Here is a 16,209-nt window from a genome sequence, read left to right on the forward strand (position 1 = left end):
ATGCCGCCGGCGCCCGGCGCGGTCGCGATCGCGGCGATGGTTTCGGCGGCGGCGGTCATGGCGGACCTGCGATAGCGATGCGGCGGCGGGGCCGCGAGCGGACGCGGCGGACGGCCCCCGGGTCCGCCCGCCGTTGCGAATTCAGGCCTTGTCGGCGGCTTCGATGCGGCGCGTGATGATCCACTGCTGCAGCAGCGAGGTCATGCCGTTGACGGTCCAGTACAGCACGAGGCCGGCCGGGAAGAACGCGAACAGCACCGAGAACACCACCGGCATGATCTTCATCATGCGCGCTTGCACCGGGTCCATGCCGGTCGTCGGCGTGAGGTACTGGGTCGCGATCATCGTCGCCGCATTGAGCACCGGCAGCACGAAGTACGGGTCCGGCGCGGTCAGGTTCTGGATCCACAGAATGAACGGCGCCTGGCGCAGTTCGACGCTCTCGACGAGCACCCAGTACAGCGCGAAGAACACCGGGATCTGCACCAGCATCGGCAGGCAGCTGCCGAGCGGGTTGATCTTCTCCTTCTGGAACAGCTCCATCTGTGCCTGGCCGAGCTTCTGGCGATCGTCGCCGTAGCGGTCCTTGAGCGCCTGGATGCGCGGCTGCAGCTTGCGCATCTTGGCCATGGAGCGGTACTGCGCTTCGCTGAGCTTGAAGAACAGCGCCTTGATCAGCAGCACGAGCAGGATGATCGCGAAGCCCCAGTTGCCGGTCAGTGCGTAGAACTTGGCGAGCACCCAGTGCAGCGGCTCGGAGATGAAGGTCAGCACGCCGTAGTCGATCGTCAGCGCGAGGCCCGGCGCGACGTCATTCAAGGTGGACTGCAGCTTGGGACCGACGTAGAGACGCGCCTCGCTGGTCGCGCTGCCGCCGGGCGGCACATTCAGTCCCGGTCCCATCGCGCGGATCGTGAAGCGCGCATGCGCGCCGTCGCGGACTTCGGTCGTGTAGGTCTCGGCCGAGTTCGACGGCGGCAGCCAGGCGGCGAAGAAGTAGTGCTGCAGCATCGCGACCCAGCCACCGGTCACGGCACGGTTCTGCAGCGGCGTCTTGAGAAACTTGTCGAACGCGATCTTCTGGAACTTGTCTTCGGGCGAGTACCAGGCCGCGCCGGTGAAGCTGTAGGTCTGCGGATTCGTGATCGAGCTGAAGAAGCCTTTCTTGGCCACTGCCGGCGGAATCACGCGCTGCAGCTGGCGATAGGCATTGCCGCGCCAGGCCGCCGTGCCGTCGTTCTTGATTTCCTGGCGTGTGCCGAGCACGTAGCTGCCGCGTTCGAGCACGAACACCTTGCGCACGGTCAGGCCGCTCGCGGCGTCGGTCCAGGTCAGCGGAACTTCGAGCTTGTTCTCGCCGGCGGCCAGCGCGTAGCTCTTTTGTTCCGCCGCGAACAGGTCCTGATGGCTGGCGGCTTTGGTCGAATCGGCGGCGCTGGCCAGGCCGGACTGCGCCACGAAATAGTGATCGGCGCCGTCGTCGAGCAGGCGGACCGGATTCGCGTAGTCCTTGGGCTGCTGCGGATAGGCGAGCAGGTCGGCGCGCACGATGCTCGCGCCGCGCGTGTCGATCCAGAGCTTGAGCACGTCGTTGCTGACTTCGACGAGCTCTCCCTTGTTCTCGGCCGTCGCGCCGGGAACGGCGGCGGCGGGCGTTTCGCTCGTTGCCGCGCTCGCATTCGCATTCGGCACTTCGCTGCCGGCCGCGGTCGTCGAACCCAGTGCAGCGGAACCGTCGGCGACGGCCGGCGTTTCTGTGCCGGTTGCGGCGGCCGGCCGCGCGTAGTCCTGCTGCCACTGGTTCCAGACCAGATACGACACCAGCAGCAGGGCGATCAACAGGATGGAACGCGGATTATTCATGGGCTAGGCAAGGGCTGGCGCGGGCCGGGGCCCGACGCGGATGGGGACGAAACGAAGGCGGATCAAGACGGGCGGCCGCTGGCCGCGGGTCGACCGCGCATTGTGCCGGGCGGCTGTTGCGGCTTCAACGCTGCGCGCGCGGCAATTTGCTCCAGAGCAGATCGAGGTCAGCCAGCAGTTCGCGGCCTGGCACGACGACGGCGGCACTGCGTGCGATGACCAGCACGTCGAGCGGCGCCAACGCCGAGCGGTGCCGACGGAAGCTCTCGCGGACCAGACGCTTGAGGCGATTGCGCTGTACCGCCAGTTTCGAGACGCGACGAGACACCGCGAGCCCGATTCGGGCGGCGGTGTCGTCGGTAATGCGGTATTCGGCGCTGAAGTAGCGGCTGCCGACGCGTCGGCTAGCCCCGCGCAACCGGGCGAAGTCGCCCGGCTTGAGCATCCGCGCGGCGCGCGGGAAGCGGAATGCTCCCATCTCGCCGCGCGTGGCGTGATTCAGACGGCCAGGCGCTTGCGGCCCTTGGCGCGGCGAGCGTTGATGATCTTGCGGCCGTTCTTGGTCTTCATGCGGGCGCGGAAGCCATGATCGCGGGCGCGCTTGATGCGGCTGGGCTGATACGTACGCTTCATGGCGTCGTCTCCGGTCGGAAGGGTGAGAAAAGGGGCGGGAGATTAGCGGCGCGCAGGCGGCAGTGTCAAGCCGCGCGTGGCGGAAAAACCAGCGTCGGCGTAGACTTCCGCGCCCTGCCGGGCAGCCCCGGCACCCCCGCCCGTCGACGAGGAAGTAATGAGCGAACTCTGGCGGCGCTGTCTGGAACGCCTCGAAGGCGAGTTCGGCGCTGAAGACATCCACACCTACCTGAAGCCGCTGCAGCCGGCGGAGGGCGATGACGGGCTGCGTTTGCTCGCACCGAACGCGTACACGCTGGAACGCATCGAGCAGGAGTTCCTGCCGCGCATCCGGGCGATTCTCGCGCACCTGTCCGGCCGGACCATACCGGTACGACTCGAAGTCGGTACCCTGAATGCGCGCCGCGCGACGGCGCCGCGAGCCGCGGCGCCGCGCAACGGCGCAGCAGTCGCAGCCATCGTCGAAACCGCGCCGGCCGCGGTGGAGTTCGACGGCAACCTCGATCCGAACTACACCTTCGACAGCTTCGTCGAAGGCAAGTCGAACCAGCTCGGCAAGGCTGCGGCCATCCAGGTCGCGACGAATCCGGGCCGCGCCTACAACCCGCTGCTGCTGTACGGCGGCACCGGCCTGGGCAAGACGCATCTGATGCATGCGGCCGGCAACCTGATCCGCGAGAACAACCCACGGACCAAGGTCATGTACCTGCGTTCCGAGCAGTTCGTGTCCGCGATGATCGACGCGCTGCGCAACAAGAACATGGACGAGTTCAAGCGTCGCTTCCGCGAGGTCGATGCGCTGCTGATCGACGACATCCAGTTCTTCGCCGGCAAGAACACGACCCAGGAAGAGTTCTTCCATACTTTCAACGCGCTGTTCGAGGGCAAGCAGCAGATCATCCTGACCTGCGACCGCTATCCCAAGGAGGTCGAGAACCTCGAGCCGCGGCTGAAGTCGCGCCTGGGCTGGGGGCTGTCGGTCGCGATCGAGCCGCCCGACTTCGAGACGCGCGCGGCGATCCTGCTGTCCAAGGCCCAGTCCAAGGGCATGAACCTGCCGGAGGAGGTCGCGCTGCTCGTGGCCAAGCGCATGCGCTCCAACGTGCGCGACCTCGAGGGCGCGCTGAACACCCTGGCGGCTCGCGCGAACTTCCTCGGCCGCGCGATCACGCTGGAGTTCGCCCAGGAGACCTTGCGCGACCTGCTGACCGTGCATGCCCAGGCGATCACGGTGCCGAACATCCAGAAGACCGTGGCCGACTTCTATCAGCTGCGCCTGCAGGATTTGCTGTCCAAGCGCCGCTCGCGCTCGCTGGCACGCCCACGCCAGGTCGCGATGGCGCTGTCTAAGGAGTTGACCGAGCACAGCCTGCCCGAGATCGGCGAAGCCTTCGGCGGTCGCGACCATACGACCGTGCTGCATGCGTGCCGGACCATACGCGAGCTCACCGAAACCGACGGAAAGCTGCGCCAGGACTACGAAAAGCTGGTGCGGATCTTGACCGGGTGATTGCCTGTGGATAAACAGGGGGCAGAGCTGGGGAACGAAGTTATCCACAGTTCGTCGACAAGCCCCAGCCCGCGAATCCCGCAGGTTTGAGTTTCGGCAGGTTTTTGATTTTTAAGTGAAATTCGGGGTAATCCCCAGTTTTTCGCGTTGCTTCAACTACCGTAATCTTCCTAAAAGAACAAAAGCGTTCGTTAGCGAACCCTGGGAATCCCTGATCATGCGATTCAGTCTCCAACGCGAAGCTCTGCTCAAGCCTCTGCAACAAGTCGTCGGCGTGGTGGAGCGACGGCAGACGCTGCCGGTGCTGGCCAACCTGCTGGTGAACGTTTCCGACGGTCGTGTGTCGTTCACGGGTACCGATCTGGAAGTCGAGATGGTCGCTGCGGTCGCTGCGGGTGGCATCGAAGCCGGCGAGATCACGATTCCGGCGCGCAAGCTGTTCGACATCTGCCGTGCATTGCCGGACGGCGCGAACATCGATGTGCGTCTGAACGGCGACCGTGTCGTCGTCAACGCGGGGCGCAGCCGCTTCACCTTGGCGACCTTGCCGGCCAGTGAATTCCCGGTCATCGAAAGCATAGAGACGGTCGACAAGGTCGAGCTGCCCGAAGCGACGTTGAAGAACCTAATGGATCGCACGGCCTTCGCGATGGCCCATCAGGACGTGCGTTATTACTTGAACGGCATGCTCGTGGATCTGCGCGAGGACGCGCTGCGTTGCGTTGCCACTGACGGCCATCGTCTTGCACTGGCCGAAACCGTCGTGCAAGCGAAGGTTTTGCAGCGTCGCCAGATCATCATTCCGCGCAAGGGTGTGCTCGAGCTGCAAGGGTTGTTCGAGAGCGGGGACGGTGTCGTGAGCCTCGAGTTTGGTAAGAACCACCTGCGCGTGCGCCGCGGCGACGTGCAGTTCACGTCCAAGCTCATCGACGGCCGCTTCCCGGATTACGAAGCCGTCATTCCGATCGGCGCCGACAAGGAAGTTCGCATCGGTCGTGAGACCTTGCGTACGGCTCTGCAGCGCGCGGCGATCCTGTCGAACGAGAAATACCGTGGCGTGAAGCTCGACGTCAGTCCGGGACGCCTCGGCATCGTTGCGCACAACCCGGAGCAGGAGGAGGCGCATGAAGAGCTCGAGGCCGATACGACGGTCGGCGATCTGAGCGTCGGCTTCAACGTGAATTACCTGCTCGATGCGCTGGGCGCGCTGACGGGCGAAAACGTCGTCGTCTGTCTGCGCGATGGGCAGTCGAGCTGCCTGATCAAGGCCGTGGATTCCGACGAGTCGCGTCACGTGGTCATGCCGCTGCGTCTTTGACCGGCGCGACAGAGGCGGGGTGAACAAAGCCTGCGGCGCGACGGTGCCGCAGGTTTTTTTTTTGATGGACGAGCGGGCGGACAGGTCATGCAGCTGGTTGAGCTTCGGTTGACCAACGTGCGCAACGTCGCGCAGGCGGGGATCGCGCTGCGGCCTGGCGTCAGTGAGTTCGTCGGGGAAAACGGTGCCGGCAAGACGTCGATACTCGAAGCCGCCTACATGCTGTCGCACGGTCGCTCGTTCCGGCCGGTCAAACGCGAAAGTCTGATCCGGTTCGGTTGCGAGTCGCTCGATGTCTTTGCCGTTGTCGATCGCCGCGGCCGGACGCGGCGGCTTGGCCTGTCCCGTCGCCGGGGCGACTGGGCTGCCCGAGTGGACGGCGCGGAGATCCAGTCACTGGCTGAGCTGCTGCGCGAGGTAGCCGTCGTCTGCTTCGAGCCCGGCTCGCACGCGCTGATTTCGGGGGGGGCAGAGGAGCGTCGACACTACGTCGATTGGGCATTGTTCCACGTGGAACCGGAGTTCGCCGAACAGGTGCGGCGTTACCGGCGCGCGCTGAAGCAACGCAATGTGCTGTTGCGTGGCGGCGGGGGCGCTGAGCGGGATCTCGAAGCCTGGGACCTGGAACTCGCTAAGTCCGGACTGGCCATCGACGGATGGCGCCGCAGCTATCTCGAACAGGTCGAACCCGTGGTCGAGGAACTGTCGGCGATTTTCATACCTGAGCTCGGAATGCCGAGCCTGGCATACCAGCGCGGCTGGACCGTTGGGCTGACGTTGATCGACGCACTCACTCAGCGTCGCGAGCGTGATCGGGAGCGGGGCCATACGAGCGTAGGTCCGCACCGCGGCGATTGGCGGATCAGCTTCGTCGCGGCACCCGAGCGCGAGCACCTGTCGCGCGGGCAGGAAAAGCTGTCGGCGCTGGTCTGCCTGCTGGCGCAAGCTGAGCTGTTCCATCGCCAGACCGGTGAGTGGCCTATCGTCTGCCTCGACGACCTCGCATCCGAGCTCGACGTGGGTCATCAGACTCGCGTACTCGAATGGCTGGACAGCATCGAAGCCCAAGTGCTGATCACGGGAACGGCGGCGCTACCCGCTCCTGTCCTGCGCCGTCGGTTCCACACGATGTTCCACGTGGAACAAGGCGCGGTCACGACACTGCTATAATTCCACATCCTTCCGTTTACCCATCGCCGTGCCCGCTTGCGGGAGCGGCCTCGTCTGGCGAGATGCATGAGCAATCAGTACGACGACAGCAACATCAAAGTCCTCAAGGGCCTGGAAGCGGTGCGCAAGCGCCCCGGCATGTACATCGGCGATACCGACGACGGGACCGGCCTGCATCACATGGTCTTCGAAGTCGTCGACAACGCCATCGACGAGGCCCTGGCCGGCTACTGCGACCACGTCATCGTCACGATTCACCATGACGGTTCGGTCAGCGTCGCCGACAACGGCCGCGGCATTCCGGTCGGCATCCATCCGGAAGAGGGCAGGTCGACGGCCGAAGTCGTCATGACCGTGCTGCATGCCGGCGGCAAGTTCGACGACAACTCCTACAAGGTTTCCGGCGGCCTGCACGGCGTCGGCGTCTCGGTCGTCAACGCGCTGTCCGAGCATCTCTGGCTCAACATCTATCGCGACGGTCACGAGTTCGTCCAGGAATACACCCACGGCGAACCGCTCTATCCGCTGAAACAGGCCGCGGTCTCGACGCGGCGCGGAACGACCGTGCGCTTCCTGCCGAGCACCCAGACCTTCAGCAACATCGAGTTCCACTACGACATCCTGGCCAAGCGCCTGCGCGAACTGTCGTTCCTGAATTCCGGCGTCAAGATCGAGATCATCGACGAGCGCCACGACAAGCACGACGTGTTCCAGTACGAAGGCGGCATCAGATCCTTCGTCCAGCACCTGGCCCAGCTCAAGACGCCGCTGCACGCAAATGTCGTGACCTTCAATGCGCAGCAGGACGGCATCACCGTCGAAGCGGCGCTGCAGTGGACCGACGCGTACCAGGAAACCTGCTTCTGCTTCACGAACAACATTCCGCAGCGTGACGGCGGCACTCACCTGACCGGCTTCCGCGCGGCGCTCACGCGCTGCATCAGCAACTACATCGAGAACTCGGGCATCGGCAAGAACGCCAAGGTCGCGCTGGCCGGCGACGACATGCGCGAAGGCATGATCGCCGTGCTGTCGGTAAAGGTGCCGGATCCGAAGTTCTCGTCGCAAACCAAGGACAAGCTCGTCTCGTCCGAGGTCAAGGGCATCGTCGAGCAAGTGGTCAACGCCAAGCTCGAGGAATTCCTGCTCGAGAATCCGGCCGAAGCGCGTGCGATCGCGAGCAAGGTCGTCGACGCCGCGCGCGCCCGCGAAGCGGCGCGCAAGGCGCGCGAAATGACGCGGCGCAAGGGTGCGCTGGACATCGCCGGCCTGCCGGGCAAGCTCGCCGACTGCCAGGAAAAGGATCCGGCACTGTCCGAGCTGTTCATCGTCGAGGGCGACTCCGCCGGCGGCTCGGCCAAGCAGGGCCGCAACCGCAAGACCCAGGCCATCCTGCCGCTCAAGGGCAAGATCCTCAATGTCGAGCGCGCGCGTTTCGACAAAATGCTGTCGTCTGCCGAGGTCGGCACCCTGATCACGGCGCTGGGCTGCGGCATCGGCAAGGACGAGTACAACCCGGACAAGCTGCGCTACCACCGCATCATCATCATGACCGACGCGGACGTGGACGGTTCGCACATCCGCACCCTGCTGCTGACGTTCTTCTATCGGCAGATGCCTGAGCTGATCGAGCGCGGCTACGTCTACATCGGCCTGCCGCCGCTGTACAAGCTCAAGCAGGGCAAGACCGAGCTCTACCTGAAAGACGACAACGCGCTGAACCAGTACCTGATCGGCAACGCCGTGGACCAGGCCGAGCTGCGCTACAACACCGAGGCGCCTCCGATCAGCGGCGTCGCGCTCGAAAAGCTGCTCGCCGAGTACCAATCCGCGCTGGACCAGATCGACCGCCTGAGCCATCGCTGCGACGCGAACCTGCTGACGGCCATGCTCGAGCTGCCGCCGCTGGACGAGAGCATCTGGAACGACGAACAGGCGACGGCTGCCTGGCTCGCACGCGTGACCGGGCGACTCAACGATGTCGGCCTCGGCCGCGCCCAGTACCGCCTGCGGGTGCAGACGGCGACGCCGGATCATCCGGCCGCTCTCGTCGTCGAGCGCAGCCAGCACGGTCTGACGCATACCCAGATCCTGCCGGCCAGCTTCATCGCGAGCACCGAGATGAAGCCGATACTCGACGTCGCGCGCCATCTCGCGGATCTGATCCAGCCCGGCGCGGAAATCCGCCGCGGCAACTCGGTCGCAGTCGTCGAGTCATTCGCCCGGGCACGCACCTGGCTCATGGACGAGGCCAAGAAAGGGCGCACGATCCAGCGCTTCAAGGGCCTCGGCGAAATGAATCCGGACCAGCTCTGGGAAACCACGGTCAATCCGGAAACGCGCCGCCTGCTGCAGGTCAGCATCGAGGACGCGGTCGCCGCCGACCAGATCTTCTCGACCCTGATGGGCGACGTGGTCGAGCCGCGCCGCGAGTTCATCGAGTCCAACGCGCTGCGCGTGGCCAATCTCGACGTCTGACGTTCGCGCCACGGCGGCCGCCACGGCCGCCGTGCATCCATGCGGTATTCACCTGCGCTGCGCGAAGCTGCCTTCGATGCCGGCTCCGAGCGGCCGGCAGACGATTTCCCGGCGACGCCGGGCTGCGCAAATCCGCGGCGAAATTTACGGATCCGGCGCGGCCGCAACCCGCATCCGGCAACCCCGCCGATTCCCTATTTACCCATTTGGAAATCGAGCCGAGTGGCCAAGTAAAAAAAAACACCCGTACTACGAAAAACCCCGTAAATCAGCCGGGTTTCCGGCGACTCGCCGCGCGCCAGAGCGCGCTGTAACAACTCGTTGCAAGCGGCTGGAATATCTAGGTTTCTTTTTAACGCCGCGATAACGAACGAGCAAAGTCGTGTGCTTGTAGTTTGCACAGTCGCGGATTAACCTCTGCGACCCCTTTACCGCTTGCCTGAACCGCAAGCTGCGAAAAACCAGCCGAGGCGCCACATCCATGCATGCTCCCACCGTCAAGAAGCTTGTCCTTTGTCTCGGTGCAGCCACGCTGCTCGCGGCCGGCGTCGCTTCCGCGTCGCGCATTCCGGGTGAACGCAACAGCGAGCAGCAGCGCTCGAGCCGCAGCAGCAGCAAGCAGACCGAGAACGCGTACCCGAACGCCAAGCGCAACGATCCGAAGACGGACATGCCGGGCGCACTCGGCACCAAGCTGAACAAGGCGCAGGAAGCAGCGTCCGACGGCGACACCGACAAGGCGCTGAACCTCATCGACGAAGTGCTGGCTGACAAGAAACTGACACCTTACGCTAAGGCCTTCTCGCTGTACCTGCGCTCCAACGCGAAGTGGGAAAAGGAAGACGGCGCCGGTGCCATCGCCGACCTCAAGGAAGCGATCGCTCTCGACGCGCTGCCGAATTCCAACCAGTTCCCGGCGATCTACACGCTGGCGCAGTTCCAGCTGCAGGAAGAGCAATACGCCGACGCGGCCAAGACCGTCGACCAGTACATCGAGCTCAGCGGCGACAAGAAGCCGGAGGCGCTCGCCGTCAAGGCCAACGCGCTGTACCGCGCGGACAAGTTCCAGGACGCGATCGACGCGATGAAGCTCGCCATCGCGGCCAGCGACAAGCCGCAGGAGAGCTGGAACCAGATCCTGATGGCCAGCTACTTCGAGCTGAACCAGTACGGCGAAGCGGCCAAGCTGTCCGAAGAACAGCTCGCCAAGAATCCGAACGACAAGAAGCTGATCCAGCAGCTCGCCTCGATCTACGTCAACGACGACAAGAACGACAAGGCGCTGAAGCTGCTGAGCGATGCGAAGGGTCGTGGTCTGATCACCACCGCCGACGATTACAAGCTGCTGGCCCAGCTCTACGGCCAGGCCGAAAAGCCGGCAGAGGGCGCCGCGCTGCTGGAAGAGGGCTTCCAGAAGGGCGCGATCCAGCCGAGCTACGAGATGTACAAGCTGCTCGGCGATTCCTATGCGCTGGCCGAGAACGAGCCCAAGGCCATCGACGCCTACGGCAAGGCCTCGCCGCTGGCCAAGGACGGCGAAGCCGACCTGCTGCGCGGCCAGCTCCAGATCAACAATCAACAGTGGGCTCCCGCGAAGGAATCCCTGACCAAGGCGCTGTCGCGCGGCGTCAAGCGCCAGGGCGCGGCTTATGTGCTGCTCGGCAACGCCGAGAACGAACTCGGCAACAAGAGTGCCGCCATCGCTGCCATGGAAAAGGCGCAGGGCTACGAAGAAACCCGCCAGATGGCCGGTACGTGGCTCAAGATGATCAAGGGCGGAGGCGCGCCGAAGAAAAAGTAAGTCATTCCGCACTCCTCGCAATAATCGCGCGGTATTCGGAAACCTTCAGGCCGGGTTAATATAGCCATCTCGACTACGACCTTGAGCGTCGAGTTGGCCTCGTGTACGGTGCCAGCCCCCGCCGCCTAAAGCGGCGCGGTGCCCACTGCCACAAGCCCTCAGATCCACACACAGCGAACTTTGGTTCAAAAGCAAATGGCGTTGACGACAGAAGACCAGCGCGAAACGTACAGTTGGAGGCGCACCTCAGCGCTGGCCGCCGCCATGGCCGTGCATGGACTCGCTTTCATCATGATGATTGCGCCGGTGGCGCCGCCGCAGGCGAAGGAGAAGAAGAAGGAGACCATCGTTTCGGTCGAATTCGTCGAGCCCCCGCCGCCGCCGCCGCCGCCGCCGCCCCCGCCGCCGGAGCCGCCGAAGAAGCCGCCTCCGAAGATCGTCGAAAAGGTCAAGCCGCCGCCGACTCCGCCACCGGAGCCGCCGCCGGCCGTCGTGGTCGAGGAAGCCTCGCCCATGGCAGTGCCGGCGCCGCCGCCGGCTCCCCCGGCGCCGCCGGCCCCTCCGGCCGACATCGCGCCGAGCGAAAACATCAGCTATCGCAAGGCTCGTCCGCCGCGCTACCCGCCGCAGGCCGTACGTCAGCGCCATGAAGGCGAAGTCGTGCTGCGCGTGCTCGTCGGCGTGGACGGCAAGCCCAAGGATATCCAGGTCGAGAAATCGTCCGGATTCCGCGAACTGGATCGTGCGGCGATTGATGCCGCGCAGACTTGGGTGTTCAATCCGGGTCAGAAAAACGGTGCTGCGGTTGAGGGCTGGGCACTGGTTCCGTTCCGCTTCAGCCTCAACGAACTGTAACTTCCACCCGTATCACTCAATTCAAGGGTAGCGTCATGTTTCAAGACACCTCGACCCCGGCGGGGTCCGTTCCTCCGGCGGCTGACGCAGCGGCTGCCGCTGCGCCGACCCTCGGCCTCGGCACCAACAGCAACGCCGCAGCCCTGAAGGAAATGGGCTTCAGCCACCTGATCCAGAACTACAACCCGGCGAACCCGAACTTCGACCTGGTCGGCGCGATCGTCTTCGTGACGCTGTGCCTGTTCTCGATCATGTCGATCTACTGGATCGTGCTGAACCTGATCCGCAACACGGCGATCCGCAGCCGCATGAACTCGATCATGCGCACGTTCTGGGAAACGCCGTCGGCTCAGGAAGCGATCCGCTTCATGGAAGAGCAGCCGGCTTCCGAGCCGTTCTCGAAGATCGCGCTGGACTGCGCGTCGGCCGCGGCTCACCACCAGCGTCACGAAGGCAGCCGCCTCGTCGAGGCGCTGAACCGCTCGGAGTTCATCGACCGTGCGCTGCGCCAGGCCGTGGCCCGCGAAAGCGGCCGTCTCGAAGGCGGTCTGACCGTGCTCGCGACGGTGGGTTCGACCGGTCCGTTCGTCGGTCTGCTCGGTACGGTGTGGGGCATCTACCACGCGCTGATCCGCATCTCGGCTTCGGGCGACGCCTCGATGTCCGCGGTGGCCGGCCCGGTCGGCGAAGCGCTGATCATGACCGCGTTCGGTCTGTTCGTCGCGATCCCGGCGGTGCTCGCGTACAACTTCTTCGTGCGCTCCAACCGCGTGATCCTGGCGCGCTTCGACGAGTTCGCCCACGACCTGCACGATTTCTTCGCTACCGGTTCGCGCGTCGAAGCGGGTGCTCCCGCACCGGCTCGCACTGCGGCTCCGGCGGCGCCTGCCGCGAGGAAGTAAGCCATGGCATTCAGCTCAGGTGGCGGCGGCAGCGGCGGTGCGCCGATGGCCGAAATCAACGTCACGCCGCTCGTCGACGTGATGCTGGTGCTGCTGATCATCTTCATGATCACGGCACCGATGATGCAGCACCGCATTCGTATCGACCTGCCGCAGGCCTCGATTGTGACGAACCCCGAGCCTCCGCCGGAACCGATCGACCTGGCCATCAAGGAAGATGGCACGCTGTACTGGAACGACAGCCAGATCAGCGACCTGGAACTCAAGGCCCAGCTCGCCGTCAGCGCTCAGAAGACGGTGCAGCCGGAACTGCAGATTCGCGCCGAAAAGAACACCCGCTACGAAATCGTGGCGAAGGTGATGGCCGACGCGAAGAACCAGGGCATGGTCAAGATCGGCTTCGTGACGACGCCGGGTCCACGCGGCCAGCAGTAATGCAGTAAACGCAAGCTCGCCAACGCTACCCTGCCGGTGCGAGCCGGATAAGGCGCCTCGGGAAACCGGGGCGCCTTTCTTTCTGGACCATGCAGATGCCCGCCGGATTGCCGGTGCCGATTCCCATGGCGCCCGGCGAAGAACGGCTCAGGCAAACGTCGCAGTACCGCGACCTGAAATGGCCGGGGTGCGGCCGTTGGATGGCTACGGGGCTCAGCATTTCGGTGAATTCACGATTCCCCGCAACACCCTTCCATGACCAACGGCTAGGCAAGACCCGCCGCAACGGTATTCTGGACCCGCCAACCCTTGGCGTAGCCGGAGTACCCGCATGTCCGCTCTGTCCGTGCGCTCCACCGAACGGCCGCTGGCCGAGATCAACATCACGCCGCTGATCGACGTGATGCTGGCGCTGCTGCTGATCTTCATGATCTCGGCGCCGTTGTTGACCAACAAGATCCCGCTGCCGCTCGGCGGCCGTACGGGCATCGCGACGCAGCGCACGGTTGATCTGCGCATCGCCGCGGACGGACAGGTGATCTACAACGATGCGGCGCTGAGCCGCGTCGAACTCGAAGCGCAGCTGCTGAGCTGGGCCGGCCAGGGCGAGAACAAGCCCGTGCTGCAGCTGCATCCGGACAAGGCGACCACGCACCAGAACCTCATCGACGTACTCGCGCTGGCGCGTCAGGCCGGCATGGACGGCATTTCGATCGAAACGCCGCGCTGAGCGGCAGCGGATTCAGCGGCTGCAGCGGCGTCGTGCTGTTGCAGCCGCCGGATCGTCGAGACCGTCCGTGAGCGGTGGTGCCGGGAGCCCGCGCGGATTCCGCGACGACGGAGGCTGCTCCGCCCGGAACGTCGGGTGAAGCAACGACTCCCACATTGCCGGAAAGTAACAAATACCAAAAATCAGCCGTCGCCGAGTATGCGCCGATAGTTGCGCACGGTAGCCGCGAGGCCGTCGTACAGTGCCTCGCCGATCAGCGCGTGGCCGATCGAGACCTCGGCCAGGAATGGAATCGCCTCGACGAGACAGCCCAGGTTGGCCTGACTCAGATCGTGCCCGGCGTTGACGCCGAGGCCGGCCGCCTGCGCGGCCCGCGCCGTCGCGACGCAGCGCGCGAGTTCGGCGCTGACGTCGCCGGCCGCGAACGCCTTCGCGAAGGGTCCGGTGTAGATCTCCACGCGGTCGGCGCCGATCGCTGCCGCCTGATCCATGCGCGTGTCGCCGGCGTCGACGAACAGGCTGACGCGCGCGCCGAGTTCGCGCAGCTCGGCGACGATCGGACGCAGGCTCGCGGCCGCGGCGGCCAGGTCGAAGCCGTGGTCGGACGTGATCTGCGCGTCGCTGTCGGGGACCAGGGTGACCTGCTCGGGCCTCACCTCGCGGACCAGCGCGACGAGGCCCGGATAGCCGCCGCGCGCCGGGGCGAACGCATTGCCTTCGATGTTGAACTCGACGCGGCGCGCGATCCGCGCGCTCAGCGCGCGCACGTCGCCGGGGCGTATGTGGCGCTGGTCCGGGCGCGGATGCACGGTGACGCCGCCGGCGCCCGCCTCGATGACGCAGTCGCAGGCGCGGCCGATGTCCGGCTCATCCTCGCCGCGCGAATTCCGCAGCACGGCGATCTTGTTCAAGTTGACGCTAAGCACCGTCATCGGCGGCCTCCTTGCTGGGTTCGTCGCGAATCTTCTCGTCGCTGCGCGGCGGCGCGAAGCGTGGCCGCTCGAATTTTTCCGGCAATGGCTCCACGCGCGCCGGCGGTTTCGGCGGCGCGGCCTGGACTTTCGGCGCGGTCGTCGAGCGCGCCGTCGCGGCAGGCGATGCGGTCGAGGCGGGCGCGCCGGCGGATCGTGTGGCGGTCACGGGTGTGGCCGGTGGCGGCGCGACCGGCATGGCTGGCGGCCGCGACGCGGAAACGGAACCGGACGCCGCCGGTGCAGCGACGGCAGCCGGCGCCGATGGCGATACGCCCGGCGCCCGATAGGCCGCCACCGGCGGCGGCGCGAACCGCAGGCCGAGGTTCCAGGGCGCGACGACCGTCGCCGCCGCTGTCGCCGACGCGGCCGATGTCGCACCCGCGCGGCGTGCTTGCGCCGCTGCCGCGGCTTTTTCCTGCGCATGCAGGTCGCGTTCGTGCTCGAGCGTCGCGACGAGCGACGCCGGCAGCGGCATCCAGCGTGCCCGCGGCAGTTCGGTCTCGCTGCCGAACAGGATCAGGCTCAGCGCGCGCACGCGGCCATCGCCGTCGCGGTGTGCGACGAGCTCGAGATCGCCGTCGCGGCTCGCAAAGCGGTCCTCGGCATAGGCATACACCTCGCGCGCGGCGCTGCCGCTGAATTGCAGGGCGATCCGGTCGCCGCAGGTCAGCCGCGCGAGTACGTCGCCGTCGACGGCGTAGTCGCCGCAGTAGCCGGCGAGCTTGTCCGCCGCGAGCGCGACTTCGGCACGCGCGAGGTTCGGCGCGCGGCGGCTCAGCCGCGGCACCGGCACGATCACGCCGTTCTCCGACCAGCGCAGGGTATCGACCTGCCCGCGCGCGTCGCGCTGGAACGACAGGCGTATGGGCGAGCGCTCGACCGCGAACAGATCTGGTGACAGCGGCAGCAGCTTCATGCCGAGGCGTCCGCTGGCCTGGGCGACGAGGCCGTGCTCGCCGGCGCGTATCAGCAGCGGGTTGCCCGGCGAAAATTCGTAAAGGCCGGTGTAGTCGTCGGCGACGAAGGCCGGCGCCGACGCCGACGGCATGGTCGGGAACGGCGGCAAGGTCGTGTCGCCGAGCACGGCCAGGCCCAGCGGTTGCAGGCTCGCGTCGGCGTTGCCGGCCAGCGCGAGCGCCTGCTGGCGATCGGTGCGGAAACCGAAGAACACCGCATGGCCGTCGGCGCCGCCGCTCTGCCAGACCAGCGGCCACTCCTGGCCGTCGACTTCGACGTTGCGCACGCGCCAGCCCAGCCCCCAGCGCTGCTGCGCGTCGCGCGGCTGGCGCGACAGCAGCAGGGCCGCGCGCAGCGGCGAATCGCCGGGCCGCAGCATCGCGCGCAGCAGGCGCGCGAGGTCCTGCGTGCTGCTGTGCAGATGAACCGGCAGCGGTGTCTCGACCGTCGCCGCGGCCACCAAGCGGCCGTCGCGCCGGCCGGTGTCGATGCCGACGCGGCCGACGCCGCTGGCGGTGAGCTGCAGCGGCACGGTCACGCGTTCGGCCAGCGCGGCCGCGAAGCCGTCGCCGTGCGCGCGGCC

Annotated in this window: 14 protein-coding genes; 9 read left to right on the plus strand and 5 right to left on the minus strand. The window is 66.0% G+C overall.

Annotated features, from left to right (window positions below; genetic code table 11):
- Positions 1–141 precede the first annotated feature (141 nt).
- The 3 genes from yidC to rpmH form a co-directional block, all read right to left on the minus strand.
- Entirely contained in the window at positions 142–1,863 is a 1,722-nt protein-coding gene (gene yidC / locus NON22_RS10200) for a membrane protein insertase YidC (RefSeq protein WP_257386827.1), read from the minus strand.
- A 124-nt stretch (positions 1,864–1,987) separates the two neighbouring features.
- Positions 1,988–2,341 (minus strand): ribonuclease P protein component, encoded by a 354-nt coding sequence (rnpA, locus tag NON22_RS10205; RefSeq protein WP_257386828.1) that lies wholly within the window; start codon positions 2,339–2,341, stop codon positions 1,988–1,990.
- 20 nt (positions 2,342–2,361) lie between these two features.
- Positions 2,362–2,496 (minus strand): 50S ribosomal protein L34, encoded by a 135-nt coding sequence (rpmH, locus tag NON22_RS10210; RefSeq protein ID WP_257386829.1) that lies wholly within the window; start codon positions 2,494–2,496, stop codon positions 2,362–2,364.
- Positions 2,497–2,653: 157 nt separating this feature from the next.
- Here rpmH and dnaA point away from each other — a divergent pair, with 157 nt between their 5' ends.
- The 9 genes from dnaA to NON22_RS10255 all read left to right on the plus strand — a co-directional run bounded on the left by dnaA (position 2,654) and on the right by NON22_RS10255 (position 13,695).
- Positions 2,654–4,006: a chromosomal replication initiator protein DnaA gene (gene dnaA / locus NON22_RS10215; protein ID WP_257386830.1), complete on the plus strand. Its 1,353-nt coding sequence runs from the start codon at positions 2,654–2,656 to the stop codon at positions 4,004–4,006.
- Positions 4,007–4,223: 217 nt separating this feature from the next.
- Positions 4,224–5,324, plus strand: coding sequence for a DNA polymerase III subunit beta (dnaN, locus tag NON22_RS10220; RefSeq protein WP_257386839.1), 1,101 nt, complete (start codon positions 4,224–4,226; stop codon positions 5,322–5,324).
- 87 nt (positions 5,325–5,411) lie between these two features.
- Positions 5,412–6,494 carry a DNA replication/repair protein RecF gene (gene recF / locus NON22_RS10225; protein WP_257386831.1) on the plus strand — a complete coding sequence of 361 codons (1,083 nt, stop codon included), beginning with the start codon at positions 5,412–5,414 and terminating at the stop codon, positions 6,492–6,494.
- A gap of 66 nt (positions 6,495–6,560) precedes the next feature.
- Positions 6,561–8,972 (plus strand): DNA topoisomerase (ATP-hydrolyzing) subunit B, encoded by a 2,412-nt coding sequence (gyrB, locus tag NON22_RS10230; RefSeq protein WP_257386832.1) that lies wholly within the window; start codon positions 6,561–6,563, stop codon positions 8,970–8,972.
- A gap of 481 nt (positions 8,973–9,453) precedes the next feature.
- Complete coding sequence (locus NON22_RS10235) at positions 9,454–10,773, plus strand: tetratricopeptide repeat protein (protein ID WP_257386833.1); 1,320 nt, start codon at positions 9,454–9,456, stop codon at positions 10,771–10,773.
- Positions 10,774–10,968: 195 nt separating this feature from the next.
- A complete protein-coding gene (locus NON22_RS10240) occupies positions 10,969–11,628 on the plus strand; it encodes an energy transducer TonB (RefSeq protein ID WP_257386834.1) in 660 nt (219 codons plus the stop codon).
- 152 nt (positions 11,629–11,780) lie between these two features.
- Positions 11,781–12,530, plus strand: a complete 750-nt coding sequence (locus NON22_RS10245; protein ID WP_257386840.1) for a MotA/TolQ/ExbB proton channel family protein — start codon at positions 11,781–11,783, stop codon at positions 12,528–12,530.
- Between the two features lie 3 nt (positions 12,531–12,533).
- Positions 12,534–12,965, plus strand: a complete 432-nt coding sequence (locus NON22_RS10250; protein WP_257386835.1) for an ExbD/TolR family protein — start codon at positions 12,534–12,536, stop codon at positions 12,963–12,965.
- A gap of 331 nt (positions 12,966–13,296) precedes the next feature.
- Positions 13,297–13,695 (plus strand): ExbD/TolR family protein, encoded by a 399-nt coding sequence (locus tag NON22_RS10255; protein ID WP_257386836.1) that lies wholly within the window; start codon positions 13,297–13,299, stop codon positions 13,693–13,695.
- Between the two features lie 182 nt (positions 13,696–13,877).
- On the opposite strand, the gene NON22_RS10260 is transcribed toward NON22_RS10255, so the two are convergent.
- Positions 13,878–14,627 (minus strand): pyridoxine 5'-phosphate synthase, encoded by a 750-nt coding sequence (locus NON22_RS10260; RefSeq protein WP_257386837.1) that lies wholly within the window; start codon positions 14,625–14,627, stop codon positions 13,878–13,880.
- Positions 14,614–16,209, minus strand: a 1,596-nt coding sequence (locus NON22_RS10265; RefSeq protein WP_257386838.1) for a serine hydrolase family protein, incomplete at its 5' end; no start/stop codon positions are given. The genes NON22_RS10265 and NON22_RS10260, both read right to left, overlap by 14 nt.

It is taken from the genome of Tahibacter caeni (assembly GCF_024609805.1).
Taxonomy (GTDB): domain Bacteria; phylum Pseudomonadota; class Gammaproteobacteria; order Xanthomonadales; family Rhodanobacteraceae; genus Tahibacter; species Tahibacter caeni.